Origin of the sequence: Bradyrhizobium sp. BR13661 (assembly GCF_029892425.1) — a bacterium.
Classification (GTDB): Bacteria; Pseudomonadota; Alphaproteobacteria; order Rhizobiales; family Xanthobacteraceae; genus Bradyrhizobium.
The window spans coordinates 207,361-233,429 of record NZ_JARXWB010000011.1; the positions used below are offsets into that span (position 1 = coordinate 207,361).

Annotated in this window: 19 protein-coding genes and 1 pseudogene; 10 read left to right on the forward strand and 10 right to left on the reverse strand. The window is 64.0% G+C overall.

Features of this window, described 5'->3' with window-relative positions:
• The first annotated feature begins 144 nt into the window (after positions 1-144).
• Entirely contained in the window at positions 145-2,808 is a 2,664-nt protein-coding gene (locus tag M2427_RS19930) for an EAL domain-containing protein (RefSeq protein WP_280708266.1), read from the forward strand.
• A 36-nt stretch (positions 2,809-2,844) separates the two neighbouring features.
• Here the strand turns inward: M2427_RS19930 and M2427_RS19935 are convergent, their stop codons facing one another.
• The gene (locus M2427_RS19935) at positions 2,845-3,831 is read right to left on the reverse strand and encodes an ABC transporter substrate-binding protein (protein ID WP_280708267.1); all 987 of its coding nucleotides are present in this window, start codon (positions 3,829-3,831) and stop codon (positions 2,845-2,847) included.
• Positions 3,832-4,308: 477 nt separating this feature from the next.
• On the opposite strand from M2427_RS19935, the gene M2427_RS19940 reads away from it, so the two are divergent.
• A complete protein-coding gene (locus tag M2427_RS19940; protein ID WP_280708268.1) occupies positions 4,309-4,569 on the forward strand; it encodes a hypothetical protein in 261 nt (86 codons plus the stop codon).
• A 211-nt stretch (positions 4,570-4,780) separates the two neighbouring features.
• Here M2427_RS19940 and M2427_RS19945 read toward each other — a convergent pair whose 3' ends face one another.
• Together M2427_RS19945 and M2427_RS19950 are read right to left on the reverse strand one after the other, a co-directional pair.
• The gene (locus tag M2427_RS19945) at positions 4,781-6,880 is read right to left on the reverse strand and encodes a HAMP domain-containing methyl-accepting chemotaxis protein (protein ID WP_280708269.1); all 2,100 of its coding nucleotides are present in this window, start codon (positions 6,878-6,880) and stop codon (positions 4,781-4,783) included.
• A 178-nt stretch (positions 6,881-7,058) separates the two neighbouring features.
• On the reverse strand, positions 7,059-7,181 hold the full coding sequence (locus M2427_RS19950; RefSeq protein WP_280708270.1) for a hypothetical protein: 123 nt from the start codon (positions 7,179-7,181) through the stop codon (positions 7,059-7,061).
• Positions 7,182-7,573: 392 nt separating this feature from the next.
• On the opposite strand from M2427_RS19950, the gene M2427_RS19955 reads away from it, so the two are divergent.
• The 4 genes from M2427_RS19955 (at position 7,574) to M2427_RS19970 (ending at position 10,419) form a co-directional block, all read left to right on the forward strand.
• Positions 7,574-7,780 (forward strand): hypothetical protein, encoded by a 207-nt coding sequence (locus tag M2427_RS19955; protein WP_280708271.1) that lies wholly within the window; start codon positions 7,574-7,576, stop codon positions 7,778-7,780.
• Positions 7,777-7,914 carry a hypothetical protein gene (locus M2427_RS19960; protein WP_280708272.1) on the forward strand — a complete coding sequence of 46 codons (138 nt, stop codon included), beginning with the start codon at positions 7,777-7,779 and terminating at the stop codon, positions 7,912-7,914. The genes M2427_RS19955 and M2427_RS19960 overlap by 4 nt, the downstream gene beginning before the upstream one ends.
• Before the next feature lie 134 nt (positions 7,915-8,048).
• Positions 8,049-9,200 (forward strand): beta-propeller fold lactonase family protein, encoded by a 1,152-nt coding sequence (locus M2427_RS19965; protein WP_280708273.1) that lies wholly within the window; start codon positions 8,049-8,051, stop codon positions 9,198-9,200.
• A 328-nt stretch (positions 9,201-9,528) separates the two neighbouring features.
• Entirely contained in the window at positions 9,529-10,419 is an 891-nt protein-coding gene (locus M2427_RS19970) for an HlyD family efflux transporter periplasmic adaptor subunit (protein WP_280708274.1), read from the forward strand.
• A 168-nt stretch (positions 10,420-10,587) separates the two neighbouring features.
• Here the strand turns inward: M2427_RS19970 and M2427_RS19975 are convergent, their stop codons facing one another.
• Complete coding sequence (locus M2427_RS19975) at positions 10,588-11,436, reverse strand: caspase family protein (protein WP_280708275.1); 849 nt, start codon at positions 11,434-11,436, stop codon at positions 10,588-10,590.
• Between the two features lie 410 nt (positions 11,437-11,846).
• On the opposite strand from M2427_RS19975, the gene M2427_RS19980 reads away from it, so the two are divergent.
• From M2427_RS19980 to M2427_RS19990, 3 genes are all read left to right on the forward strand, one after another.
• The gene (locus tag M2427_RS19980) at positions 11,847-13,574 is read left to right on the forward strand and encodes a hypothetical protein (protein ID WP_280708276.1); all 1,728 of its coding nucleotides are present in this window, start codon (positions 11,847-11,849) and stop codon (positions 13,572-13,574) included.
• Between the two features lie 304 nt (positions 13,575-13,878).
• A complete protein-coding gene (locus M2427_RS19985; RefSeq protein WP_280708277.1) occupies positions 13,879-14,604 on the forward strand; it encodes a thermonuclease family protein in 726 nt (241 codons plus the stop codon).
• 106 nt (positions 14,605-14,710) lie between these two features.
• A complete protein-coding gene (locus M2427_RS19990) occupies positions 14,711-15,898 on the forward strand; it encodes an aminotransferase class V-fold PLP-dependent enzyme (RefSeq protein ID WP_280708278.1) in 1,188 nt (395 codons plus the stop codon).
• Positions 15,899-15,948: 50 nt separating this feature from the next.
• On the opposite strand, the gene M2427_RS19995 is transcribed toward M2427_RS19990, so the two are convergent.
• A complete protein-coding gene (locus M2427_RS19995; protein WP_280708279.1) occupies positions 15,949-17,004 on the reverse strand; it encodes a hypothetical protein in 1,056 nt (351 codons plus the stop codon).
• 54 nt (positions 17,005-17,058) lie between these two features.
• A complete protein-coding gene (locus M2427_RS20000) occupies positions 17,059-18,495 on the reverse strand; it encodes an MBOAT family protein (protein WP_280708281.1) in 1,437 nt (478 codons plus the stop codon).
• Positions 18,496-18,671: 176 nt separating this feature from the next.
• On the opposite strand from M2427_RS20000, the gene M2427_RS20005 reads away from it, so the two are divergent.
• The gene (locus M2427_RS20005; protein WP_280708283.1) at positions 18,672-20,747 is read left to right on the forward strand and encodes a S9 family peptidase; all 2,076 of its coding nucleotides are present in this window, start codon (positions 18,672-18,674) and stop codon (positions 20,745-20,747) included.
• Positions 20,748-20,786: 39 nt separating this feature from the next.
• On the opposite strand, the gene M2427_RS20010 is transcribed toward M2427_RS20005, so the two are convergent.
• The 4 genes and pseudogenes from M2427_RS20010 to M2427_RS20025 all read right to left on the reverse strand — a co-directional run bounded on the left by M2427_RS20010 (position 20,787) and on the right by M2427_RS20025 (position 25,698).
• Complete coding sequence (locus tag M2427_RS20010) at positions 20,787-21,506, reverse strand: ribonuclease activity regulator RraA (RefSeq protein ID WP_280708284.1); 720 nt, start codon at positions 21,504-21,506, stop codon at positions 20,787-20,789.
• A 118-nt stretch (positions 21,507-21,624) separates the two neighbouring features.
• The gene (araD, locus tag M2427_RS20015) at positions 21,625-23,361 is read right to left on the reverse strand and encodes an L-arabinonate dehydratase (RefSeq protein ID WP_280708285.1); all 1,737 of its coding nucleotides are present in this window, start codon (positions 23,359-23,361) and stop codon (positions 21,625-21,627) included.
• 12 nt (positions 23,362-23,373) lie between these two features.
• Positions 23,374-23,513 (reverse strand): annotated as a pseudogene (locus tag M2427_RS20020) (ABC transporter permease); the annotation flags it as partial.
• 4 nt (positions 23,514-23,517) lie between these two features.
• On the reverse strand, positions 23,518-25,698 hold the full coding sequence (locus tag M2427_RS20025; RefSeq protein WP_280708286.1) for a methyl-accepting chemotaxis protein: 2,181 nt from the start codon (positions 25,696-25,698) through the stop codon (positions 23,518-23,520).
• Positions 25,699-26,069: the final 371 nt, after the last annotated feature.

Below are 26,069 nucleotides of genomic sequence, written 5' to 3' on the forward strand. Positions count from 1 at the left end.
AGGCTCCCGAACCGCATCACTTTCCACGCTCGCACAACGCCGCGCCAACCCCCTGATTTTGTTCCGATTCATAGTTCCCTAACCTTTAATGGTAACGGGCTCTTGTCGGTTTTGGGGCATCTTGCATCCCAAGGGAGGACTGGGATGGGCGCATCAATCCGATGGACCGCGCGCTTGCGCGTGCTGCTTCGCCAGTGGCGGGGCGCACCGCTGACGTGGCTGATCGTCGGCGGCTTCGTGCTGATGGCCGCAACCGCCATCGGCACCGGACTTACCGTCGACCGCTTCCGGCAGAACGCCATCGAGAGCGGCCGCGAAAGCCTGGAAAGCTCCGTCCGCCTGCTTGCCCGCCATTTCGACCGCGAGTTCGAGGATTTCGCGGTGCTGCAGAAGAGCATCATCGCCGAGCTCGAAAGCCACGGAATCGACTCCCCCGATGCGTTCCGCAGCGAGATGGGCACGCTCGCTATGCACGAGGTGCTGCGCAGCAAGGCGAGCGGCTGGTCCGACATCGCCGGCGCCAATGTCTTCGATGCCAATGGTACCCTGATCAATTCGTCCCGGCAGTGGCCGGTCGCCGACATCTCGGTGTCCGATCGCGGCTATTTCAACCGCCTCAAGAACGATCCGGCGTTGCAGGAAGAGATCGAGGTCGTGCCCGGCCGGTTCGGCAAGGGTCCAGCCATCGTGTTCAGCCGGCGCGTGTCCGGCGCGCACGGCGAATTCCTCGGCGTGGTGTCACGGGCCATTACGCCCGAGCAGCTCGAATCCTTCTTCGTATCAGTCGGGCTCGGCGAGGAATCCTCGATCGCGATGCACCACCAGAACGGCCAGCTGCTCGCGCGCGTTCCCCATGTCGAGGCGATGATCGGGCAGAACTATCGCGCCGGCTCGCCCGCGCAGAGGGCCGTGTTCGAGCGCCCCTTCGTGACGACGCAGCTCGCGAGCCCGATGGACGGCAACGACCGCATCGTCGCCTCGCGCATGCTGACCGGCGAACCGCTGGTCGTGGTCGCCACCAAATCGCTGGACGCGACGCTCGCGACCTGGCGTACACAGACAAAATTCTTCGTCACCGTGGCCGTGCTGTCGATCGGCCTGCTCGTGCTGACGCTGTTCCTGATCTTCCGCCAGGTGACCCACCGCGTCTCGCTGGAGAAGCAGCGGCTGGACACCGCGATGAACACGATGACGCAGGGCCTTCTCATGTTCGACCAGGACGAGCGGCTCATCGTCTGCAACCGCCGCTATATCGACATGTACGGGCTCTCGAGCGCGGTGGTGAAACCCGGCGCCTATTTCCGCGACGTGATCCAGCATCGCGCCGATACCGGCTCGTTCGACGGCGACGTCGATGCCTATTGCGACAAGGTCCTGAGCCAGGTCGGGCAGACGCAGAGCAGGATCGTCGAGACGTCCGATGGCCGCCTGATCGAGATCAAGAACCAGCCCAGCGCGGCCGGCGGCTGGCTCGCCACCCATGACGACGTCACCGAGCGCATCCGCGCCGACGAGCGCATCGCGCATATGGCGCATTACGACGCGCTGACCGACCTGCCCAATCGCGTGCTGATGCGCGGCCATCTGGAGCGCCGCGTCGCGGAGCTCAGCCACGGCAAGCCGTTTGCGATCCTCTATATCGACGTCGACGAGTTCAAGGGCGTCAACGATTCGCTCGGCCACGAGGTCGGCGACGAATTGCTGCGCCAGGTCGCCAATCGCCTGCGCGCCTGCGTCAGCGGTAACGATCTCGTGGCGCGGCTCGGCGGCGACGAATTCGCGATCGTCAAGGCCGGCACTCAAGACCAGGCCGAGCTGTCGGCGCTGGCCGAACAGATCCTGACGACGCTGCGCATGCCGGTCGACTGCAAGGGCCAGGAGATCACGACCGATGCCAGCATCGGCATCGCGATCGCGCCCGACCACGGCGACATCATCGACGATTTGCTCAAGCGCGCCGATCTCGCGATGTATGCGGCGAAGGCCGAGGGGCGCGGCACCTTCCGCATCTTCGTGAGCGACTACGACGCCAAGGCGCGGCAGCGCCGCCAGCTCGAGCTCGATCTGCGCCAGGCGCTCGCCCGCGGCGAGTTCGAGGTGCACTACCAGCCGCTGGTCGATCTCTCCGCCAATGTCGTCACCGGCTGCGAGGCGCTGCTGAGGTGGCGTCATCCGGAGCGCGGCATGGTCTCGCCCGCCGACTTCATTCCGGTCGCGGAAGACACCGGCCTGATCGGCGAGATCGGCGAATGGGTGCTCAAGCAAGCCTGCACGGAAGCCGCCTCGTGGCCTGGCGATATCCATATCGCGGTCAACGTCTCGCCGGTGCAATTCCGCTCCAGGACGCTGGCATTGAAGGTCGCCGCGGCGCTCGCCGAGTCCGGCCTCGCGCCAGAAAGGCTCGAGCTCGAGATCACCGAAACCGTGCTGATCCGCGACGACGAGGAGGCGCTGACCATCCTCCGGCAGCTGCGCGAGCTTGGCGTGCGCATCGCGCTCGACGATTTCGGCACCGGCTATTCGTCGCTGAGCTACCTGCACCGCTTCCCGTTCGACAAGATCAAGATCGACCGCAGCTTCATCAGCGGCATCGGCGAACCCGAGGATTCCTCGCCGATCGTCCAGGCCGTGGTGCATATGGCCGCCGCCCGTCACATGGCGACGACGGCCGAAGGCGTCGAGACAGAAGCCCAGCGCGAAGTGCTGCGCGAGCTCGGCTGCAGCCAGATGCAGGGCTGGCTGTTCAGCCCGGCGGTGCCGGCGGCGAAGCTGAAGCAATTGCTGTCGAAGCAGGCGGCTGCGGCTTGATTGTTCGAGCGTCATCTCCTGGAAGACCGCAGCAAGTCATTCGATGATCTCGTCGGCGCGCAGCAGAAACGCCTCCGAGATGGCAAGCCCGATCGCCCTTGCCGTCTTCAGGTTGATCACCAATTCAAACTTGGTCGGTTGCATCACCGGCAGATCGGCTGGCCTCGCGCCCGCAAGGACCTTGCCGGCGTAGATGCCGGTCTGGCGGTAGCCCTCGGCAAATTGCGCGCCGTAGCTGACGAGGCCTCCGGCTTCGGCGAACTCGCGACGGAACGACATCGCGGGCAGCTTGTAATGCGAGGCGAGCGCGGCAATCTGCAGGCGGTCGGAGCCAAAGAACGGATCGTTGCAGGCGAGCACGGCGCCGACCTTCTGCGCGTCGAATTTGGCGAAGGCCGCATCCACTTCGACAGGCGTGCTGGCGTTGATCACGCTGACCTTGAGGCCGAGGCGCTTGACGGCCTCCTCGACCTCCTCGGCCTGCGCCCTGGCAGCGGGATAGCCCGGATTGATCATTACGCCGATCGAGGCCTCGGGCAGCATTTCATGCAGCAGCTCGAGCCGCTTCGCTTCCAGCGAAGCACCAATCATGCTGATGCCAGTGACATTGCCCTGGCCCCGATTGAGATTGGTGACGAGCCCGGCCTTGACCGGGTCGGCGGCAGTAATGAAGACGATCGGGATGGTCGACGTCGCGGCCTTGGCGGCGCGACCTGGATCACTGCCGCCGGCGGCGATGATCAGCGACACCGGGAGCTTGACCAACTCCTCCGCAAGTGCGGGCAGGCGCTCATATTGGCCGTCGGCCCAGCGAAACTCGACCGTGACATTCTGACCCGCCGCGAAGCCTGCCTCTTTCAGGCCCTGCAGGGCCGCTGCCACCAGGTTCTTCTGGTCCTCCGCAGAGCCGCTGCCGAGATAACCGACAACAGGCCTGGTCTGCTGCGCGAGCGTCGCAACAGGCCGCACCAGCGCAGTGCCAAAGGCAACACCCAGGAGCGAGATGAATGTTCGTCGCTTCATCGATGTCTCCGGCTCACTCGATCACGTCGTCGCACAGCGCAAGCAGCGACGGCGGGATCGGGGCTCGAGGACGGTGCGGTTTGCAGCCAGCCGGGCCGAAACATCTTCGGCGGCAGCTGCCACCAATATGCGCAGCGCGCCATGTCGTCGATATGTCCTGATGCCGGCGCGCGTTCGCTGCAGCTGGTCCGCAATGAATCTGTGCTCCAATACTGCCACGCGGCAATGTCCGTAGCCAAAACGGCGGCACCGCTTGCGGCGCCTCAAAGAATAGTGCGCGGAGCCTACCGTCCGCGAGGCCATTTGTGAACTGCTCTCCGCGCTCCGGAGGGGCAATGTTTGGCGTGTCTCGATGCGCCGTCCCCTGGTGAATACGGCTCCGCGACGGGCTGGCTACGCTGAAATTGATCAACGCGAGCGGCTGACATCGCCCCTCCGCCACCTTGCATTTGCGCCGCGCTTCCATATCTCATCGGCATGATGAAGCTCACACGCGTTCAGGACCACGCCATCCAGGCGCTGATGGCCGGCATTGTCGGCGCCGAGACGTTCGATCACGTCTTCGCGGGTATCCGCTTCGACGAAATCGAGGGCACGATGCTCTACGCTTTCGCCAGGAACGAGGACGTCGCCTCCGATATCGAGGACAGCTACTCGCCCCTCATCGCGGCCGTTGCATCGCGGGTGCTGAACAAGCAGGTCGATGTCGTCGTCGTGATGCCCAAGGTCTTGCAATAAGCTTCTGCAGAAGATCGCCGCGGCGATGGTGGGGTGAGCGGCTCTCGTGTCCCGGGCGCAGTGCAGCGTGCAACGCTGCGCTGCTGAACCGGGATCCAGAATGCCTCGGCATGGGCCCCGGCCCTGCAGCGCATCACCATAGCGCGTCTAGACGCGCGTGAACGCGCTTGTGGTGCTGCGCAGCGTCCGGGGCACGCGACCGGAGCGTTGACTACGCTGCGCGGAGATCGCCGACGAAGCGGTCGACGTCGCGCTTGAGATCGTCCGACAGGCGCGCCAGCATTTTCGCCGAGTCCAGCACCTCGCCGGCGGCGGCACCGGTCTGCCCGGCGGCCTGCGACACGCCGCTGATGTGCCGCGAGACTTCGTTGGTGCCCTGGGAAGCCTGCTGCACGTTGCGCGCGATCTCGCGCGTCGCCGCGCCCTGCTCCTCGACGGCCGCCGCGATCGCGGCTGCGATCTCGTTGACGCGCTGGATGGTGGTGCCGATCGACTGGATTGCTGATACCGACGACTTGGTTGCGCCCTGGATCGCGGCGACCTGGCCGGTGATTTCTTCGGTTGCCTTCGCGGTCTGCGTGGCGAGGTTCTTGACCTCAGACGCAACCACCGCAAAGCCGCGACCGGCTTCGCCGGCGCGCGCGGCCTCGATGGTGGCGTTGAGCGCGAGCAAATTGGTCTGCTCGGCAATCCCCGTGATCAGCGCCACGACATCGCCGATGCGCTGGGCCGCATCGGCCAGCGCCTGCACCTCGGTATTGGTGCGATCGGCTTCGCTGGCGGCAGCGCCGGCGATGCTGGAGGATTCGGCGACCTGGCGGCTGATCTCGCTGATCGAGGCCGACAGCTCTTCCGTCGCCGCCGCCACCGTCTGCACGTTGGAGGAGGCATCGCCCGACAGGCTCGCAACCGAGGCCGCCTGTGACGAGCCCTGCTCGGCGGTCGACGACATCGACTGCGCGGTGGCGTTGAGCTCGCCGGAGGCCGAAGCCAGCGTGTGCAGCGATTCCGTGACGGTCTTTTCGAACTCACCGATCAGGCGGTCGACGGCAGACTGGCGCCGCTCCTTCTTCGCCTGTTCGGCGGCCTTTTCTTCGCCGAGACGGTCGCCCGCGATCATGTTGTCCTTGAACACGGATACCGCACGCGACATGTCGCCGATTTCGTCGCCACGCTCGATGCCTGCAAGCTCGATCGCATAATCGTGCTCGGCGAGCTTCTGCATCGCCTGGGTCAGCTTGCGGATCGGCGTGCTGACACGGCTTTGAACAAGAACGAAACCGAACACGGTGATGGCGAGCGCGACCAGCATCATCGCGCCGTTGAACACCAGGCTCCATTTTGCGGCCGTCATCTGCTGACCGGCGCGGGAGACCATTTCAGCCAGCGCGGCCTGGCCGGCCTCGACGTAGAAATTGAGGATGGCGGTGTTGAGCTTGGCAAGCTCGACGCCCTTGATGTCGATGGTCTGGTTGTTGCTGAGCGCCTTGATGAGGCCCTGCTGACGCTCGACCATGGCGACGGCGTCGCCCTGCTTCGACCGCGAGATCACGTCCGTGAGGCTCGCCGGGGCGTCAGCGCGGCTTGCCGCATCCTGCACCTGGCTCCAGGCCTGCTTGGCGCGGCCGCCGTCCTCGGCTGCCCCGACAATGTCTTGGGCGCTCCAGGGCTTGGCAGCGGCGGCCGCGGCCTCGAGACGGATCGCGATGAGGCCGCCGAAATTGCGCGCGGCCCAGGCCGACTGCTTCACGCCGAGGAGATGATCGACCACGGGATCTGTGAGCTTGAGCGCATTCTCGAGCTCGATGGTCAGCGCGAGGATGGAGTCGAGATAGTCCTGCGCTGATTTCCGGAAGTCGTCGGCCGCCTTGGTGTCGCGTGCCGCCTTCGGCTGATGGATCAGGCCTTCGGCCTTGGTCCGCAGCGGCATCAGCGCATCATGGAGTGCCACGAACTTGCCCAGCAGGCCGGCAAGGCGGGAATCGGACACGCCGTCGAGGCGTTCGAGCACGATCTTGTAGGCCGCTTCCGACGACTGCCGGTTGCTGGCGATCCGGTCGTCGGCAGCCGCATTGGCCGGCTCTTCCGCAACCAGCGCCGACAGGAAGGTGCCGCGCTCGATCCGGAAGCCGAGAAGAGCCGTGAAGAGTTGCTGGTCGGTGCCGGCGTAGCGCTCGACCTTTTGCGCGGAGTTGCTGCGCTCGATCGCTCCAAACAGCCCGGTCGCGAGCTGCCCGACAAGGAACAGGCCGAGGACGCCAATGATGGCGCCGAGAACGGAACGAATGGAAGGATTGCCGAACAATGCCATAGGAGAGCGCCGGGCCTTTCGAAAAAGATGCCGAAAAATACCGGGCCGACCCTAAGATTTGGTTCACCAAACGCATTTGGCCCGCGCCGCGCGCGAGCCAAGCCTCATTTGCACCTATCAGGCCTCATTTGCACCTATGAAGGGTGGCGACCTCGAGTCCCGCGTTATCTCGCCGGTCTCATTTCACCCGTCTTGTGGCCTGGATCTCGACGAACTCGGCGTCGGGATGGGTGACAATGGTGGCGAACATGATGCCGCTGATGACCAGCGACCAGGCGGTGTCCCAATAAATCCAAAACACTTTCTAGCCTCCGATTTTGCCAGCCTCGGTTTGCAAGCCTTCGGTTTGCAAGCCTTCGTTCTGGCGTCCTCCGCCCGCGAGACCGGGGGGTAACGGCGGGAGGAGACTGCCGTTCCCTGGCGATCCCTTCCCTGGCGATCCCTCTGACGATTCCCGGCCACGGTCAGGCGCGGCGAGAGAGCAGGCGAAGCGCAGCGCCGCTCATAGTTTGTCGGAAAGACCTTGCGATCGGTTTAACCGGTGTGGCGCTTTGCCACGACGGGGACACTCGTTCGCAACTCCGTGATCGTGTCCCGGCTGTGAACGGCTTCATACGGCAGTCGCCTTTTTGCAGCGCAGAATCCCGTCCGCGCGGTTTGGCGCATCAATTTTCAAACAGACGGATTTGGACCATGGATATTGCAGAACATGGACATCGGCAGATGCTTTCTGGGCATGTGCTTTCGCCCCAATCGGCCGTCCGCAATTACGACGGCTGGATTGTTGCAGGCTATCTCGCCTTTGCCGTCATCGCGTGTGTCGCGATCTATTTCGCCGGCACAGGCCCCGGCATGAGCGACGGCGACTTTGCCATCATGGCCGGGATGCCACTGCCATGAGACACAGACGTCTCGTCGCCCGGACCATCCTGACCTCCATCCTGGTCGCGGTTGCGGTCTGGACCCTGCTCGGACCGCCCGATCATTCGGGCGGCCCCCGCCTGTCGTCGCGCGACCGCACCGCCTCGCGCTAGAGGCACGCCGCCGGATCGCGGTCACCGATACGATTTCGGCATCGATCAATCCCATCTGGAATTTGGTGCCGGGGAACGCGAGCCGTTATCCTCTGCCGCAAAACGACAAACGCCACATCCGCAGGAGGACGCCCTTGATCAGACCGCCACGCCAAATCACCTCGAAATCGCCGCGCGCCGCGATCGCCACCGCTCTCTTCACCACTCTTGTCACCACTCTTGCCCTCGTCCTGGGAGCCCGCGCCGGCATGGCCGAAACCTTCGCCTATGTCGGCAATGCCGACTCCAACGACATCAGCGTGTTCAAGATCGCGGACAACGGCGAGATGACGCCGCTGCAGACCGCTGCCTTCACCGGCGTCGACAAGCCCGGCTCCTCGACACCGCTCGCGATCACGCCGGACCACCGAGTGCTGATCGCCGGCGTCCGCTCGCAGCCGTTCCAGGCGGTGAGCTTTGCGATCGATCCCAAGACGGGCCTCCTCAGCCATATCGGCAACGGACCGCTTGCCGACAGCATGGCGAATATCGCGACCGACCGCGATGGCAAGGTGCTGTTCAGCGCCTCCTATGGCGGCAACAAGGTCGCGCTGAATCCGCTTTCTGCGAACGGCGTCGTCGGCGAGCCCAAGCAAGTGATCCCGACCGGGCTGAACGCGCACGCCTTCCTGCCCTCGCCCGACAATCGCTACGTGTTCGCGACCAATCTCGGTTCCGACCAGGTGCTGAGCTTTGCGTTCGATGCCGCTGCCGGCTCGCTGACGCCGAGCGATCCCCCTCTCAAGACGCCGGAGAAATCCGGGCCGCGGCACTTCGTGTTCCATCCCAACGGCAAGTTCGTCTATCTCATCCACGAACTGAACGCCGAAATCGCAGCGTACAGCTACGAAGCCAGGAGCGGAGCCTGGAGCGAGATCCAGCGCACCACGGCGCTGCCGGAAGGTTTTAACGGACAGGAGCCTAGCCAGAAGCCTTGGGCCGCCGACATCCACATCACCCCGGACGGCCGCTTCCTCTACGCCTCCGAGCGCACCACCAACACGCTCACCGGCTACAAGGTCGATGCGTCGAGCGGCATGCTGACCACGATCGGCAGCGTGCCGACCGAAAAGCAGCCGCGCGGCTTCAACATCGATCCGACCGGCCGTTATCTTGCGGCCGTGGGCGAGCTGTCCGACGGCATGACGGTCTACGCCATCGACCAGTCGAGCGGCGCGCTCAGCAAGCTGAAATCCTATCCCACCGGCAAGAAGCCGAACTGGGTGGAGTTCTTGACGCTGAATTGAGTCCTCTTACCCTCCCCTGGAGGGGGAGGGTCGATCGCGCGCAGCGCGAGCGGGGTGGGGTGATCTCTCCGCACGGGCACTGTTGGATGTGGAGGGACCGTCACCCCACCCCGTCTCACATTTCGCTGCGCTCCATGTGAGCCGACCCTCCCCCTCCAGGGGAGGGTAAGCGCGAACCTCTTCGCCCTTGCAGCGACCAATCCAACAGGTGGCATTGTGCCGCCGGCGTTGCTGCGGCATTTCTCGTCCGGTCAGCCCATGGCCCGCCGCCAGCGCTTCTGCTATCGATAAACGGCTCGTGGATCCCTGCGGCCAACCGGAATATCCGATGCGTTCATTGCCTGCGCGTTCCCTTTCCCAGACCTTCATTGCCCTCGCGGGCCTGGCGCTGCTCTCCGCCCAGCCGTTGCGCGCGGCCGATGACGACGCCGCGCCCAAGGGGCCGGCAGTCACGGTGCTGAAGGCGGCAAAATCCTGCTTCTCGGACATCGTCGAAGCCACCGGCAACATCATCGCGCGCGAGGAGACCTCGGTGCGGCCCGAACGCCCGGGGCTGAAGGTCACGGAAGTGCTGGCCGAAGCCGGTGACACCACGACGGCCGGCCAAGTGATGGCGCGACTGGCCCTACCGGAAGGCGGCACGCTGCAGGTCACCGCGCCCGTCGCCGGCGTCATCGCCACATCGACCGCGCAGATCGGCAACTTCGCTTCAGCCAAGGGCGAGGCACTGTTCACGATCGTGGCGCGCAGCGAATATGACCTCGTCGGCCTGGTCGCGACCAACGATGTGCGAAAGCTCGCGGTCAATCAGCCCGTCACGGTCCGCATTCCCGGCGCCGGCGATATCGACGCCAAGGTGCGCCGCATCGGTCCGACCGTCGAGGCGAACATTCAGCAGGGCTTCGTCTATATCGGCATGACCTCGCAGAAGCGCCTGCTGATCAACGCGAGCGGTCGCGCACTGATCAAGACCGGGCAGAGCTGCAACGTCGCGGTGCCGCTGACCGCGGTTCAATATTCATCCGCCGGAACGGTGGTGCAGGTGATCCGGCGCAATCGCGTCGAGACCAAGCGTGTCGAGATCGGGTTGATGTCGGGCGGCAATATCGAGGTCCGCGACGGCCTCAACGAGGGCGATATCGTCGTCGCCCGCGCCGGCGCGCTCTTGCGCGAAGGCGATCCGGTGCGCCCGGTGATGGCCGCGGAAGCTGCGAAGTAGCAGGCCACCTGTGTCCCGGACGCGCCGCAGCGTGAAACGCTGCTGCGCAGAGCCGGGACCCATCTCTCACCGAACGAGAGGCTCAAAAGAATGGGCCCCGGCTCAGCGTCGCATCATTGCATGATGCGCCGCGTCCGGGGCACGAGACTTCGCAAGATCTAAGAAAAACTAACCGCCGGCTTCGCTGAAATTGACATCCTCGAGCAGCGACGAGGACACCGTCGGGACCTGGTCGCCTTCGCTGGCGCGGGAGATGGCGACGCGGGTCTTGTTGAAGACGCTCTCGGCGGTGCCCTGCGCATTGAGATGGTTGAGGAGCTCGCCGACCAGCGTGGAATGCTCGCCCTTGCCGTCGTCAACGACCTTGCCAGGCGAAGCCGAGGAGAGGATCAGCGCGTTGTCGGGCGTACCGATCGGCGCGAGACCGTGTGAATAGGAGCGGAAGCGGCGCTCGTAAGGGTTACGGCGCGACGCATCGACGACGACGAGCTTGGCCTTGGCGCCCTGCTCCTTCATCATCTCGAGCACGCCTTCGATCGAGACGCCCTGACGGCGGACGTCGCTTTCCTTCCAGATCACGGCATCGACCGGAAGCATGTAGCTCTCGCGGCCGGCCTGCACACCATAGCCACCGAAGAACAGCATGACGACGCTGTCGCGCTTGATGCGGGACTTCAGGCGGTTGACGGCGCGGACCATGTCGTCCTTGCTGGCGTCCTCCACCATGTCGACGTCAAAACCGTTCTTGCGCAGCGACGACGACAGCGCGCGCGCATCGTTGATCGACTGCGTCAGCGGCGCGCTGGCGTCGGGATAATGACCATTGCCGATGACGAGCGCGAGACGCGAGGTCTGGCTCACCGAGCCCGTGACCTGGTCGGTCGAAACGGCCTTGGCAGCGTCGAGCGCACGCATGTTGAGCGCAGCATGGGCGCCAATCGCCAGCGACACCGTGCCGATGAGGGCTGCGGCGAGCGCGATCGAACGTCGGGACATGTCGAGCTGCCTTAAATCCATCTCGCTTCATTCCTGTCAGTGCCAAAGACCTGCCAAGCGTGCGCACACTGGTTGAGTAGCGCGATGGCGTCTTTAGGTTTGAGGGATTGGCCGGGGAGTGCCCCCGAATTGCGCGTTATTTGCGGCACCGCACCAAACAAACCCTTAACCCGAGATCGCCTGCCCCGCAATAGATCGACCAAAATTTGATCTAAGTTACTGAACATATTAGTTAATTAGCCCGCCTTAAGTCCCCGGTTTTTCACAACTCCGTAACCTTCCGGGGGTCGATCACGCAGCCCTCATGCCGGGATTTTTTGTGATGTCCATCACATTTGTATTTCTCGCGAATCCGGGTAGCTTTTTCAAAGACTTGCGGGGGCGGGTCCCCAGCCAGGCCTCCGCAAAAGTCCCCCGCCACCAGGTATTTCATGAGCTTTCATTATTTCGCAGGTGCCGCGTGCCGGGCGCTGACGGCCCAGAAAGACGGCCCTTCCCTTTATGACGTCTGCGACCCCGTTTTGTCGGGCCCTGCCAGCGGCGATCCGCATCTGGCGAAATTCTACAAGACCGCACTCGGCAATCCCGCGCTGCGGATGCTGCTGCGACGTGCCGGCCTGAGCGAGTTGCGGGACGAAGCCAAGCTGAACCGGCTGCGCGCGGCCCTGTTGCGCGCCCGCGACGACGCCGAGCCCGACTGGGCCGCGATCGGCGGGCCCGTCGCCGATCTCGTTGACACCATCGCACTCGACCACCCCAAGCCGCCACCGGCGATGTTCACCGGCTCGGCTCCGCCGCAGGCGCAGATCGACGGCGTGATCCGCGACTGCGCGCAGCATCTGCTCGGCTCCTACAACAGAAACGGTTTCCTGCCGACCTACGCCGCCTTCAACCTGATCGGCGACCCCGATTTTCGCGGGCGCGAGTTGATCATGGCGCTCACGGGGCTGAATGCACGCGGCTACAAGAACTCGTCATTGCTGTTCAATCTCGCCCGCGTCTTCATCGCGCGTTCGCCCGCGCGCGCCGTGGTCAATCCGCCCTGGCGCGGGATTGCCGAGCCGATGTGGGAGCCGGTGCAGATCCGCCATCGCTCGGCCTATTACGATGCGTTCTTCATCGAGGCGCTGCTCAGCTATGTCGAGACCGGGCTGGCTTCGCCTGCAGACAAGACCTCGGCCGAACGCGCCATCGCCGACATGGTCGATTTCTGCGTCAACATCAGCCGCGAGGAAGTCGAGGGCGCGGGCGGTGCGCGCTTCAATGTCATCACCGCGCTCGCGCCCGCGCCGCATCCGCGCTTTTCGCGCTATTTCGCCCAGATCAAGCAGGACCTCGGCTTCGGCGTCTACGTGCCCGACTGCGACACCACCGCATGCTCGATCTCGGCTGCGACGCAGGCCGGCTGCACCGATCCGATCATCGACCAGCCGCTCCTGGATTTCTATTCCGGCTACCAGGTGCAAGCCGGCGTCAACGAGCTGCGGGTGACGGTGCCGCTGAACGACAATATCGACTACGAGGGCGGCGTCGCGACCTGGATCGACAACCTCAAGGGCGAGCGGCCCTACGGCAACGATCTCGATCCGACGCTCAATCTCGACATTCTCGAGGTGAGCTTTCGCAATCTGGCGCGCTGGAAGATTCTGGAGACGCCGTCGCGGCTTGCCACCGTGCATCGGATCATCGGCTTCCAGAAGCGGCTGGCGGCGAGCGGTGCCTTCGCCAATCCCCGCTCGCACATCTATTATCTGCCGGAGCTCTACAGCGCCTATTTCGGCCGCTGCTACGCGGCCTTCCTGGCGCTGCCGCTGGCGGCGCAGGCCGCCATCGATCCCGACGGCGATTTCGATTTCATCCGCCATCGCGTGCTCTCCTATGTCAAGGGCGAGCTGATGGCCGCGGAGATGAACGTGTTCGATGCGGCGCTGGCCCTGATCGCGCTCGGCCATCTCGGTGCCGATCCGCGCGCCTTCGCACCGGCGCTGAACGTGATCGTCGCCGCGGTCGGTGAAGGCGGCCGCCGCGGACCGTTCCGCGCCTATGAATGGAACAAGATGAAGACCCCGACGCGGATTCTGGTCGGCGGACCGGAGGTGACGTCGGCGTTCGTGCTGATGGGACTGGCGCTGGCGAAGCGCGCGATGGTGCGGGGGTGAGATGGTCGCACGCGTGCCCCGGACGCCATCAGCGCGTCTACGCGCGTCTTTGACGCGCTATGGCAGCGCTTCTTCAGCGGTGCGCTGCAGAGCCGGGGCCCATGTCGCCGGGCGCTCCGTGTCGCTTTCTGGGTCCCGACTCTGCGCAGCAGCGTTTCACGCTGCAGCGCGTCCGGGACACGAGCGGTGTTCGACCAATGACGGGAAGTTGAAAGTCCTCTGTGAGGCATAGGCTGGCCGCAAGGCCCAAAGGCGACCACAATTGCGCGGCTTATCAAGGTGTTCCCAGACAATGCGGACCGGCATGTTGCGAAAATTCCTGATTGCGCTGTCTTTGCTCGCCATCCCCTCGCTGGCGCAGGCGGCCGATATCACCGGCACCGCGAAGGTCCGCGATGGTGATTCCGTCGTGATCGGTACCACGCGGATCCGGCTCGGCGGCATCGACGCGCCGTCGGCCGACCAGCTCTGCCTCAACACCAAGAGCGAGCGCTGGACCTGCGGCGCCGCCGCGCGCGACGAGCTCGCCAAATACACCGAGGGCAAGACCTGGCTCTGCCATGCTCGTTCGATCGACCGGCGCGGCCGCACCGTGGCGCGCTGCGAGGTCGGCGGCGAGGACATCCAGAAATGGCTGGTGCGCAGCGGCTGGGCGCTGGCCTATGTTCGCCTCTCGAAGGACTACGAGGCGGACGAAGCTGCCGCGCGCGAGGCCAAGGCCGGGATGTGGCAGGGCGCCTTCATCGCGCCCTGGGACTGGCGCGTGCGCAACAAGAAGACCGCGATCCTGGGCGCCACCAAGCCGCCGGAAGGCGCCCATTCGGTGCTGCTCGCCTCGGCCTCGGGGCCGGTCGCGCCCTCGCCGGACTGCACCATCAAGGGCAACGTCAACTCATCCGGCGAGTGCATCTACCACCAGCCAACCAGCCGCTGGTACGCCCAGATCAAGATGAAGATCAGCAAGGGCACCCGCTGGTTCTGCTCGGTCGAGGAGGCGGAGGCCGCCGGCTGCCGGGAGACCAAACGCTAGGGGCGCTCAGACCTGCATTTTACGTGCTTTTCTCAAGGCCTCCGGCCGCGTAGAAGAGCAAATCAGTCACCCACCAGACAGTCTTCACGACACAAGGAAGATAGCAATGACCGTTCGCGCGGGCCGGGAATTTCTGGCCATCCCCGGGCCCACCACGATGCCCGACGCCGTGCTGCAGGCGATGCATCGTCCGGCGATCGACATCTACTCCAAGGAGATGCTCGACCTCACCGAAAGCCTGCTCCGCGACATTTCGAGCCTGTTTGCGACCAAGGGCAAATCCTACATCTACATCGCCAACGGCCACGGCGCCTGGGAAGCGGCGCTGAGCAACGTGCTGTCGCGCGGTGACAAGGTGCTGGTGCTGGAGAGCGGACGCTTCGCGATCGGCTGGGGCAATGCGGCAGCCTTGATGGGCGCCGAGGTCGAGGTTCTCAAGGGCGACTGGCGCCGCGCGGTGCGGCCGCATGAGGTCGAGGAGCGCCTGCGCCGCGACACCGAGCACAAGATCAAGGCCGTCGTCGTCGTGCAGATCGACACCGCCTCGGGCGTTCAGAACGACATCGAGGCGATCGGCAAGGCGATCAAGGCGGCCGGCCATCCCGCGCTGTACATGGTCGACACTGTCGCTTCGCTCGGCTGCATGCCGTTCCAGATGGACAAATGGGGTGTCGACGTCGCGATGTGCGGCTCGCAGAAGGGCCTGATGACACCGCCCGGTCTCGGCTTCGTGGCCGCCAGCGCCCGCGCGCAGGAGGTGCACAAGAAGGCGAACATGTCGACGCCCTATTGGAGCTGGAGCGAGCGCGAGGGCACCGAGAATTATCGCAAATATGCCGGGACCGCGCCGGTGCATCTGTTGTTCGCGCTGCGCAAGGCGATCGACCTCATTCACGAGGAAGGGCTGGAGAACGCCTTCCGCCGCCACGCGCTGCTCGGCGAGGCCACGCGCCGCGCCGTCGGTGCATGGACGGAAGGCCAGGTGCTCGGCTTCAACGTCGCCGAGCCGCATGAACGCTCCAACACCGTGACCACGGTGACCATGACCACCGGCCACGATCCAGCGGTGCTGCAACGCTACTGCAAGGAGAAGTGCGGGGTCGTGCTCGGCACCGGCATCGGCGATCTCTCGGGCCAGGCCTTCCGCATCGCCCATATGGGCCATGTCAACGCACCGATGCTGCTTGGCACGCTTGGCGTCATCGAGGTCGGCCTCAACGCGCTGAAGATCCCGCACGGCAAAGGCGGGCTCGAAGCGGCGGTGTCGTATCTCGGCGAGCAGGTCGGGGCGTAAATTCTCAGTTGTCGTCCCGGCGAAAGCCGGGACGACGGCGGAGTGTTTGGCTACGGTTGCGGCACGCGATACGCTTCGACCTGCGCCTTCAGCGCATCCAGCGAGGCGAGCGGCTTGTTCGGATCAACCCGATATTCCCCGCTCGCGAGCCACTCCAGCACCTTCGCATCCACCACCGGCGAATGATGGATGACGTCGCCGTAATTGCTTAAGTCGTGCGTCACTTCCTTGATCGCTCGGAAATCGTGCAGACGCACATTGGGTAGCTGCGTCAGGCGCTGCGTGACGAAAGCCGTGAAGTCATAGACGATCTTCAGCGTCGCCGGGGAGGCATCGCGCATGGCGACGAATTGCAAGATCGAATAGGGCGGGAGGTAGATATCGAACTGTACCTCCGGATTGGCCTGGATCAGGCCGATGGCGTCGCGCTCAAAGTTCTTCATCATCGCATCGAAATTATAACCGTCCGCGAGATGGACGCGGCGGGCCGGACTCGTGATCGACGCGAATGCGGCCATCGCGCGCGTGGCGTTGTAGAAGGACCCGAGGTCAAAGGTCGGCGCGAGCACATTGATGTCGTCCACATCCGGGATCGGGAACTTGAACACAATGCCTGTCGGGACCCTCGTCGCGACCGGCGCTAGCAGCGGGGTCGATCGCACCAGCATCCACGCCGACTCCCGCGCTATGACGCCGTTGAAAAGGTACTCCGCAATACCCCTCGGATTCCGACGATAGAGATTGACCGGCAGATAAATGTCCGCATCAACTTCCGGCGCGTCGCGGAAGATCCAGTCGTCGACCTCCCAGATAACACGCTTCGGATGCCGCGCCAGGGCCGCGGCAAGCACAAAGCTCTGCTCGTGCGACGTCGACCCCGTCATGGACAATTTCAGCGAACGCCCGCCGACGATGCGATCGATGTCGCTCTGCCGGAAATGGATCGCGAGCGACGTACCCATGAACACCGTGTCGAACGTCTGGCTGCGGATCAGGCCAGCGTTCTGCATGCGGCTGTCGTTGGAATACATCGGCTTGTAGAAATTCGCCGGTCGGAACAATTGCAGGGGATCGACGACGAAATTGCATCCTACGGACATCAGCATGACGGCCACGGCAGCGCAGACAAATTGAACGAGATTTCTGACCGACATGGACGATCAGAACCTGAAATAGATGAATTCGCTGTGCGACTGGATTCCCAGAATCCCGAATGCCAGCACGGCAGCGGTTGCATAGAGAAACAGCGGCCGCAACCGCCATACCGTCAACCTCCCACCCACGCGGCGATGGGCGTGGTCGTAGCCCATGATCTCCTGAGTGTTCGGCGCAAACCAGGCCAGCGCCGCATAAAGCACGATAATGCCCGAATCGGCGATCTCGCCGCGACCGAACACGATGCGGGAGGGATCGGCCATCCTCGTCAGGATAGTCAGCGCTGAGTCGACGGTATCGGCGCGGAAAAACACCCAGGCGACAACGACTGCGACAAAGGTCAGGAGCAACGCGACAATATCGCCCAACGGGGCAAGCCGTGGCGAAATGTTCGGGCCGAAACGGTTCCACGCATGATTGATGCAGAGATAGGCGCCGTGCAACGCGCCCCACGCGACGAACGTCCAGGCTGCACCGTGCCAGAGGCCGCCAAGCAGCATGGTGACCATCAGATTGACATAGCGAAGCAGTGGCCCACGACGGTTGCCGCCGAGCGGGACATAGAGATAGTCACGCAGGAATTGCGACAACGTCATGTGCCAGCGACGCCAGAAATCGATGATGCTTCTTGCCTTGTAGGGAGAGTTGAAATTGATCGGTAGAAAGATGCCAAACATCAGCGAAATTCCGACCGCCATATCGGAATAGCCGGAGAAGTCGAAATAGAGCTGGAAAGTATAGGCAAGGGCACCGATCCAGGCCTGATCGAACGACGGCGTCGATGGGTCGAAGGCGAGCGATACCAGCGGCTGTATTCCGTCGGCGAGACAGGTTTTCTTGAACAGGCCAATCGAGAAGATGATCAGGCCGCAGAGGATCAGGTGCGGATTGGCGCGCTTGGTCTCGCTCCGTTCGAACTGCGGAAGCATGTCCTTGTGGTGCAGAATAGGACCCGCGATCAGGTGCGGAAAATATGTCACGAACAGCGCATAATGCGGCAGCGCATAACGCGCGACACTGCCGCGATAGGCATCGACCAGGAAGGCGATCTGCGTGAACGTGTAGAAGGAGATACCAACCGGCAGGAGGATAGCGATCGAGATGCCGGTGGCGAAGATTGCGTTCAGGTTTACGACGATGAAACCTGCATATTTGAATATGCCGAGCACAACGAGATCGCCAACGACACCGATAGTCAGTATCACTCGGCGGGCGCGCGGACCGAGTTTTCGGACAATTAGAAACAGGCCGACAACATAATTGAACGCGATCGAGGCGACGAGAAGCGGAACGAACTGCCAGTTGCTGAAAGAATAGAAGGCGAGCGAGCAGAGCGCCAGCCACACCACGGGCGCGACACTGCCACGCCGGCCGAGCGCAAAATAGCCGAGCAGGACGACGGGCAGAAACAAGAAAATGAACAGATAGGAGTTGAAGAGCATTTATATTTTCCGGGGCGCACCCTAACCACACAAGGCGGATTTCGACAACCCCTGCGGGAGACGACTGCCTGCCGCACCTTGGCAATCCACATGTACAAACCGATATAAAGGACCGCAAATAGGACTGCAGACCGAACGAGGACCGCGTGACAGAGTTACCGACAAAGAGACTTTCTTTGGCTCCAACGGCCCCGCGGCGGCCGCACACCTTCACCCACCACGGCATCACCGTGACCGACGACTATGCCTGGCTGAAGGACGCAAAATGGCAGGAGGTGCTGCGCGACCCAAAAGTGCTCGACCCCGACATCCGCAAATATCTGGATGAGGAGAACGGCTACACCGAGAGCCTGCTCGGCCACACCGCCGCCTTGCAGAAGACGCTGGTGCGCGAGATGCGCGGACGCATCAAGGAGGACGATTCCAGCGTGCCGTCGCCGGACGGGCCGTTCGCCTATTTCCGCAGATTTCGGGAGGGCGGGCAGCACGAACTGTTCGGCCGCATGCCGCGCGATGGCGGCGTCGAGCATATCGTGCTCGACGGCGACGCGCTGGCAAAAGACCACAAATATTTCAAGTTCGGCGGCAGCCGCCACTCGGACGATCACAAGCTGCAGGCCTGGAGCGCGGACACCAAGGGATCGGAATATTTCACGATCCGCGTCCGCGACTGGGCGAGCGGTCAGGATCTCGACGATATCGTCGAGGAGACCGATGGCGGCGTGGTCTGGGCCGCGGACTGCAAAAGCTTCTTCTATGTGAAGCTCGACGACAATCACCGCCCCATGCAGGTGTGGCGACACAGGCTCGGCACCAGGCAGGCCGACGATACGCTGGTCTATGAGGAGCAGGATTCAGGCTGGTTCACCCATCTGCACGAAAGCACCAGCGGCCGCTTCTGCGTGATCGCCGGCGGCGACCACGAGACGTCAGAGCAGCGGCTGATCGACCTTTCCAATCCCGAGGCTCCACCGCGCCTCGTCGCAGCTCGCGAAGAGGGCGTGCAGTATTCGCTCGCCGATCGCGGCGACGAGCTATTCATCCTCACCAATGCCGACGACGCCATCGACTTCAAGATCGTGACCACACCACTTGCCGCGCCCGAGCGGAAGAACTGGCGCGACCTGATTCCCTATCGCCCGGGTATCTACATCATCGACCTCGATCTCTATGCCGGCCATCTGGTGCGGTTGGAGCGCGCCAACGCGCTGCCGTCGATCGTGATCCGCGATCTGGCCACCAGGGAGGAGCATGCGATCGCCTTCGACGAGGCCGCCTACTCGCTCGACACGATGGGTTCCTACGAATTCGACACCACGAATTTGCGCTTTGCCTATTCGTCGATGACGACGCCGTCCGAGGTCTATGACTATGACATGGCGAAGCGGACGCGCGTGCTTCGCAAGCGCCAGGAGATCCCGTCCGGGCACATCGCTGCCGACTATGTCACCACCCGCATCATGGCGAAGGCGCAGGATGGCGCCGAGGTGCCGGTCTCGATCCTGTATCGCCGCGGGCTGAAGCTGGATGGCACAGCGCCGCTGCTGCTCTACGGCTACGGCTCCTACGGCATGGCGATGCCGGCCTCGTTCAACGCCAACCGCCTGTCGCTGGTCGATCGCGGCTTCGTCTACGCCATCGCCCATATCCGCGGCGGCGCCGACAAGGGCTGGGGCTGGTATCTCGACGGCAAGCGCGAGAAGAAGACGAACTCGTTCGACGATTTTTCTGCCAGCGCGCGTGCGCTGATCGCTGCGAAATATACCGGCGCCAAGCGCATCGTCGGCCATGGCGGATCGGCCGGCGGCATGCTGATGGGCGCGGTCGCAAACCGTGCCGGCGAACTGTTCGCCGGCATCGTCGCCGAAGTGCCGTTCGTCGACGTGCTCAACACCATGCTTGACGACACGCTGCCGCTGACGCCGCCGGAATGGCCCGAATGGGGCAACCCGATCGAGAGCGAAAAGGATTTCCGCACCATCCTGTCCTACTCGCCCTACGACAATGTCGCGGCCAAGGACTATCCCGCGATTTTGGCGATGGGCGGCTTGACCGATCCGCGCGTCACCTATTGGGAGCCCGCCAAATGGATCGCCCGCCTGCGCGCGACCATGACCGGCGGCGGCCCGGTTCTGCTGCGCACCAACATGGGCGCCGGCCACGGCGGCGCCTCGGGCCGGTTCGACCGGCTCGATGAAGTCGCGATCGTCTATGCGTTCGCGCTGTGGGCAACGGGGATGGCGGAGGCGTGATCTTCTCCCTCGCCCCGCTTGCGGGGAGAGGCGAAGGAACTACCTCCCGTTCTTCTTCCGCCACTCCGCAAAATCCGTGAGCGTCTGCGGGTCGGTCGCGGGATAGAGACCGAAAATGCCGCGGCCCTTGCCGACTTCCTCGGTGACGAAATCCTCGAAGGCCGTCATCTCGACGGTCTCGTTGGCGATCTCGTCGGCAAGATGCGCGGGGATCACGATGACGCCGTCGGCATCGCCGAGAATGACGTCGCCGGGAAACACCGGCGCATCGCCGCAACCGATGGGAACGTTGATCTCGATCGCCTGATGCAGCGTCAGATTGGTCGGCGCTGACGGGCGATGATGGTAGGCGGGGATGCCGAGCTTGGCGATCTCGGCGGAATCGCGAAAACCGCCGTCGGTGACAACACCGGCGACGCCGCGCTTCATCAACCGCGTCACCAGGATCGCGCCGGCAGAGGCCGCGCGCGCGTCCTTGCGGCTGTCCATCACCAGGACGCTGCCCGGCGGGCAATCCTCGACCGCCTTGCGCTGCGGATGCGAGCGGTCCTTGAACACGTCGATGGTGTTGAGATCCTCGCGCGCCGGCATGTAGCGCAGCGTGAAGGCCTCGCCGACCATGGTCGGCTGGTCCGCACCGAGCGGATGAACATCCTGGATCATCTGGATGCGCAGGCCGCGCTTGAAGAGTGCGGTGGCGACGGTGGCGGTGGAGACGGCTTTGAGCTTGTTGCGGGTGGCTTCGCTGAGTTTTGACATGGTGTTCTCTCTCGTCATTCCGGGGCGCGCGGAGCGCGAGCCCGGAATCCATCAGGCCGCACACACCGCGGTAAAATGGGTTCCGGGTTCGCGCTTCGCGCGCCCCGGAACGACCGCATCAGTAAATCGACGGCTCGCCGATCGGCGCGCCGAAATCGGTCTCGAGGAAGTCGAAGTCGCAGCCGTCATTGGCCTGCTTGATGTGCCTGGTGAACATCCAGCCATAGCCGCGCTCGAAGCGGCGCTCGGGCTGCTTCCAGGCGGCCCGGCGCTTCTCCAGCTCGGCCTCTGATACGTCGAGGTTGATGGTGCGCGCGGCGACGTCGAGCGTGATGCGGTCACCGTTCTGCACCAGCGCCAGCGGGCCGCCGATATAGGACTCCGGCGAAACATGCAGGATGCAGGCGCCGTAGCTGGTGCCGCTCATGCGCGCATCCGAGATGCGCACCATGTCGCGCACGCCCTGCTTCACCAGCTTGGTCGGGATCGGCAACATGCCCCATTCCGGCATGCCCGGACCGCCCTGCGGCCCTGCATTGCGCAGGATCATGATGTGGTCTTCGGTGACATCGAGATCGGGATCGTCGACCGCCTTCTTCATCGCGGGATAGTCGTCGAACACCAGCGCAGGGCCGGTGTGCTTGAGGAAGCGCGGCGCGCAGGCGGAGGGCTTGATGACGCAGCCGTCGGGGGCGAGGTTGCCCTTGAGCACGGCAAGCGCGCCCTCCTTGTAGATAGGATTGTCGACGCCACGGATCACATCGGCATTGTGCACCTCGGCGCCGTCGATGTTCTCGCCAAGGGTCTTGCCCGTCACCGTGATGCAATCGAGATGCAGATGCTGCTTGATCTGGCCCATCAGCGCCGGCAGGCCGCCGGCATAGAAGAAATCCTCCATCAGATAGGCATCGCCGCTCGGACGGACATTGGCGATCACAGGCACCTTGCGACTTGCGATCTCGAAATCATCGAGGCCGATGTCCTGGCCGGCACGGCGCGCCTGTGCGATCAGATGAATGATCGCATTGGTGGAGCAGCCCATCGCCATCGCCACCGCGATCGCGTTCTCGAAGGCTTTCCGGGTCTGGATCGTCTTCGGCGTCAGATCTTCCCACACCATCTCGACGATGCGGCGGCCGCATTCGGAGGCCATGCGGATGTGGTTGGCATCGGCAGCGGGAATCGAGGAGGCACCAGGCAGCGTCATGCCGATCGCCTCGGCGATCGCGGTCATGGTCGAGGCCGTGCCCATGGTCATGCAGGTGCCATAGCTGCGGGCGATACCGGCCTCGATATCGAGCCAGTCCTTGTCGGAGATCTTTCCGGCGCGGCGCTCGTCCCAATATTTCCAGCCGTCGGAGCCGGAGCCCAGCGTCTTGCCTTTCCAGTTGCCGCGCAGCATCGGCCCCGCCGGCAGATAGATCGCCGGGATGTTCATCGAGGTCGCGCCCAAGAGCAGCGCCGGCGTGGTCTTGTCGCAGCCGCCCATCAGCACCACGCCGTCGACGGGATGGCTGCGCAGCAGCTCCTCGGCCTCCATCGCCAAGAGATTGCGATAGAGCATGGTGGTCGGCTTCAACAGCGATTCCGACAGCGACAGCGCCGGCAACTCCACCGGCAAGCCGCCGGCCATCAGGATGCCGCGCTTGACGTCGTCGACGCGCGACTTGAAGTGCATATGGCAGGGCTGCGCCTCCGACCAGGTGTTGATGATCGCGATGCACGGCCGGTCCTTCCACTCCTCCGGGGCGTAGCCCATCTGCATGGCGCGGGAGCGGTGGCCGAACGAACGAAGGTCGTCAGGCGCGAACCAGCGCGCGCTGCGAAGCTGATCAGGTGTTTTCTTCTTGGTCATGGGTGCCCCTGTCTGGACCTTGTTCCGCTCGATCGCGCAGAAGATCAGGTTTCGACAAAGAGCCCAATGATGGTCACGGTCAAGAGGCCTGCGAACACCGCCGCTATGCCCGGTGGATCGCGGTTATCGAGGATGAACCGGACGAGCCCACCCGGATCAGGCAGCCTCAGCGCCGCTTCGCCGGTCCGGCCCCCGATAGCCGGAATCGTTGCCCTTGCGCCGATCCAACGGACCGTTGCGCAGCTTGACGAAGAAGGCCTGCACTTCGGCCGCCAGACGTTCGGATGCTCCCGAGACCTGGTTTGCGGCTCCCATCACATCACCGGCCGAGCGGCTGGTTTCGGCGATCGCGCCGGAGACGGTGCCGATGCTGGTCGCGAGCGTCTGCGTGCCCGATGCCGCCATCTGCACATTCTCAGATATTTCTCGCGTCGCCGCGCCCTGCTCCTCCACGGCGCTGGCAATTGCTGCGGTCACCTCGTCGATCCGGCGCATCGCCGATGCCACCTCCTTGACGGACGCGACGGCCGAGCCGGTCGAGTTTTGGATCGCTGAAATATGCTGGGCGATCTCCTGGGTGGCATGGCTGGTCTGGTCCGCCAGCGCCTTCACCTCGGAGGCGACGACGGCGAAGCCGCGACCGGCTTCGCCTGCGCGCGCAGCCTCGATCGTGGCATTGAGCGCCAGCAGATTGGTTTGCGCCGCAACAGCCTGAATCAGGTCGACTACCGAGCTGATCCTCTGCGCCGCCTGTGCAAGGCCCTCGATCTCGGCCTCGGAGCGTGCCGTCACTTCGCCGGCCGATCGCACGGTCTTGTTCGACAATTCGATCTGCCGGCCGATCTCGACGATGGAGCTGGCGAGCTCTTCTGCAGCCGCGGCGACGGTCTGCACGTTGACGGCTGTCCGCTCGGAGGCCGTTGCCGCAGACGCGGCCTGACTCGTCGCATCCTGCGCGATGCCGTCAAGGCTCTCGGCGGTCTGCCGCATGGTGCCCGCGTTCTCGCCGACCAGCTTGAGCAGGTTGCGCGAGGTGTCCCGGAATTCCTCGACCGCGCTCTCGGTGTTGCGGTTCATAGCCTGACGCGCCGCCGCCTCCTGAGCGAGACTCTCCGCCGCCTGCTGTTGAGCGATGACGTTGTCGCGGAATTTGGCCACGGCCTTCGAGACACGTCCGATCTCGTCGCCACGTTGCGCAGTTCTGAATTCGACGCTGGTGTCGCCGCTGGAGAGCAGCGCAGAATCACGAACCAGTTCGGCAATAGGACGGGTGATGGAGCGCGCAACCAGGATCGAGATCGTTATCCCAAGCGCCAGCCCGGAAGCGAGCAGGATCCATTGCAGCAGGAGTAGCCTCTCGACTTTCTCGGCTACGCTGTGGCTGTCTTCGGCGAGCCTGGACTGCTGGTCACTCTTGAGACCGCCCGAGCGCTTGCCGTCGGCGTCCTTGCGGCCGTCGAGGAGATCGAGAATGCGTGCCGCCCGGGGAGCGGCCTCAGTCGAGAGGATGTGGACGGGTGCATTCCATTGCGGCGTCTGGCGGATAGCGAAAATCTTCTCCGGCAACGGCGCGAAGGCCTCGTTTGCTTTGGCAATAGCCTGATAGGCAGTGCGCTGCGTTGCGGTCAGCAGATCCTGTTGCGTTCGGACCGCGGCAAGTGCGGTACGGAAGGTGGCGAGCGGCTTCTCGAACTTCTCACGGTCGGCGGTGTCTCCGGATGCCACATACAGACGCAATTGCGAGCCCGCTGCGGCGAGATTGCCGCGAACATCGGCGAAGGTCTTCAGCAGGTGCTTGCGCTGCGGCGTCGCCTCCAGCGCTTCCTCCTCGTCGATCATCGCGGTGATCTCGGCGAACATCTTTGCGATCAGCGGCGCGGCTTCCTTGGCGAGCAGGTCACTCGCGGGATAGGCCGACGGGGTGAAGGCCGCCTTCTCCGCCCGATCCTGCGCCTGGCGGAACTCGGCGATCAACGCCTTCGCCTCGTGCCAATTGGCCTCGCTGCGCGCATCGGAAAATTCCGCAGCCATGCGGTCGACGGCGGCTGCGGTGCGATCGAGTTCGGCCCAGACCGCGGCGCGGTCGCGCTTGGCCTGTTCGTCGCCCGTCAGAAGATATCCGCGCAGGGTCGAGAGCGTCGAATAGAGATTGCCGACGAGCTCCGTGCTCGCGATCGCAATCGGCGCGCGCCTGTCGACGACTTGCTTGATCCGCGCCGAAATGTCCGACACGACGAACACGGTGTAGACGACGGTCGCCGCGAGCAGCATGCAGATCAGCGCGAAGCCACCCAGCAGCCGGGTTCGAATTCCGGTGTGTGCGATCGATTTGAACATCAGAGGTCTCGCGCTGTGGGTCGTTCGGCCAGCCTCGCTTGCCGAATGTTGACAACGCGAGGCGGGTTGCAAACAGGGGTACTGTAAACGTCATGATTGTGGTGAGGCGCCTTTAACCCTTGGTGAAATCCACTCCCCGTACAACTACGGCGAGAATTAATTCCCATGTCGGTTGGGGCTGGGACGCCCGGCAAGAGCCTGTCGCCTCTATGCACGCGAACGTGCGTAAGGCTCATGATGCCAATCGGCTTCCGGCAAATGCCGGAAAAAGGCAATGACGCCAAGCGCACAGCGCTTGCAGGACAGGCACGATCCGCGCAACAATTTCGCATTTGAAGCTTTGATTTGGGTCGTCGGGGCACCCCATTCGA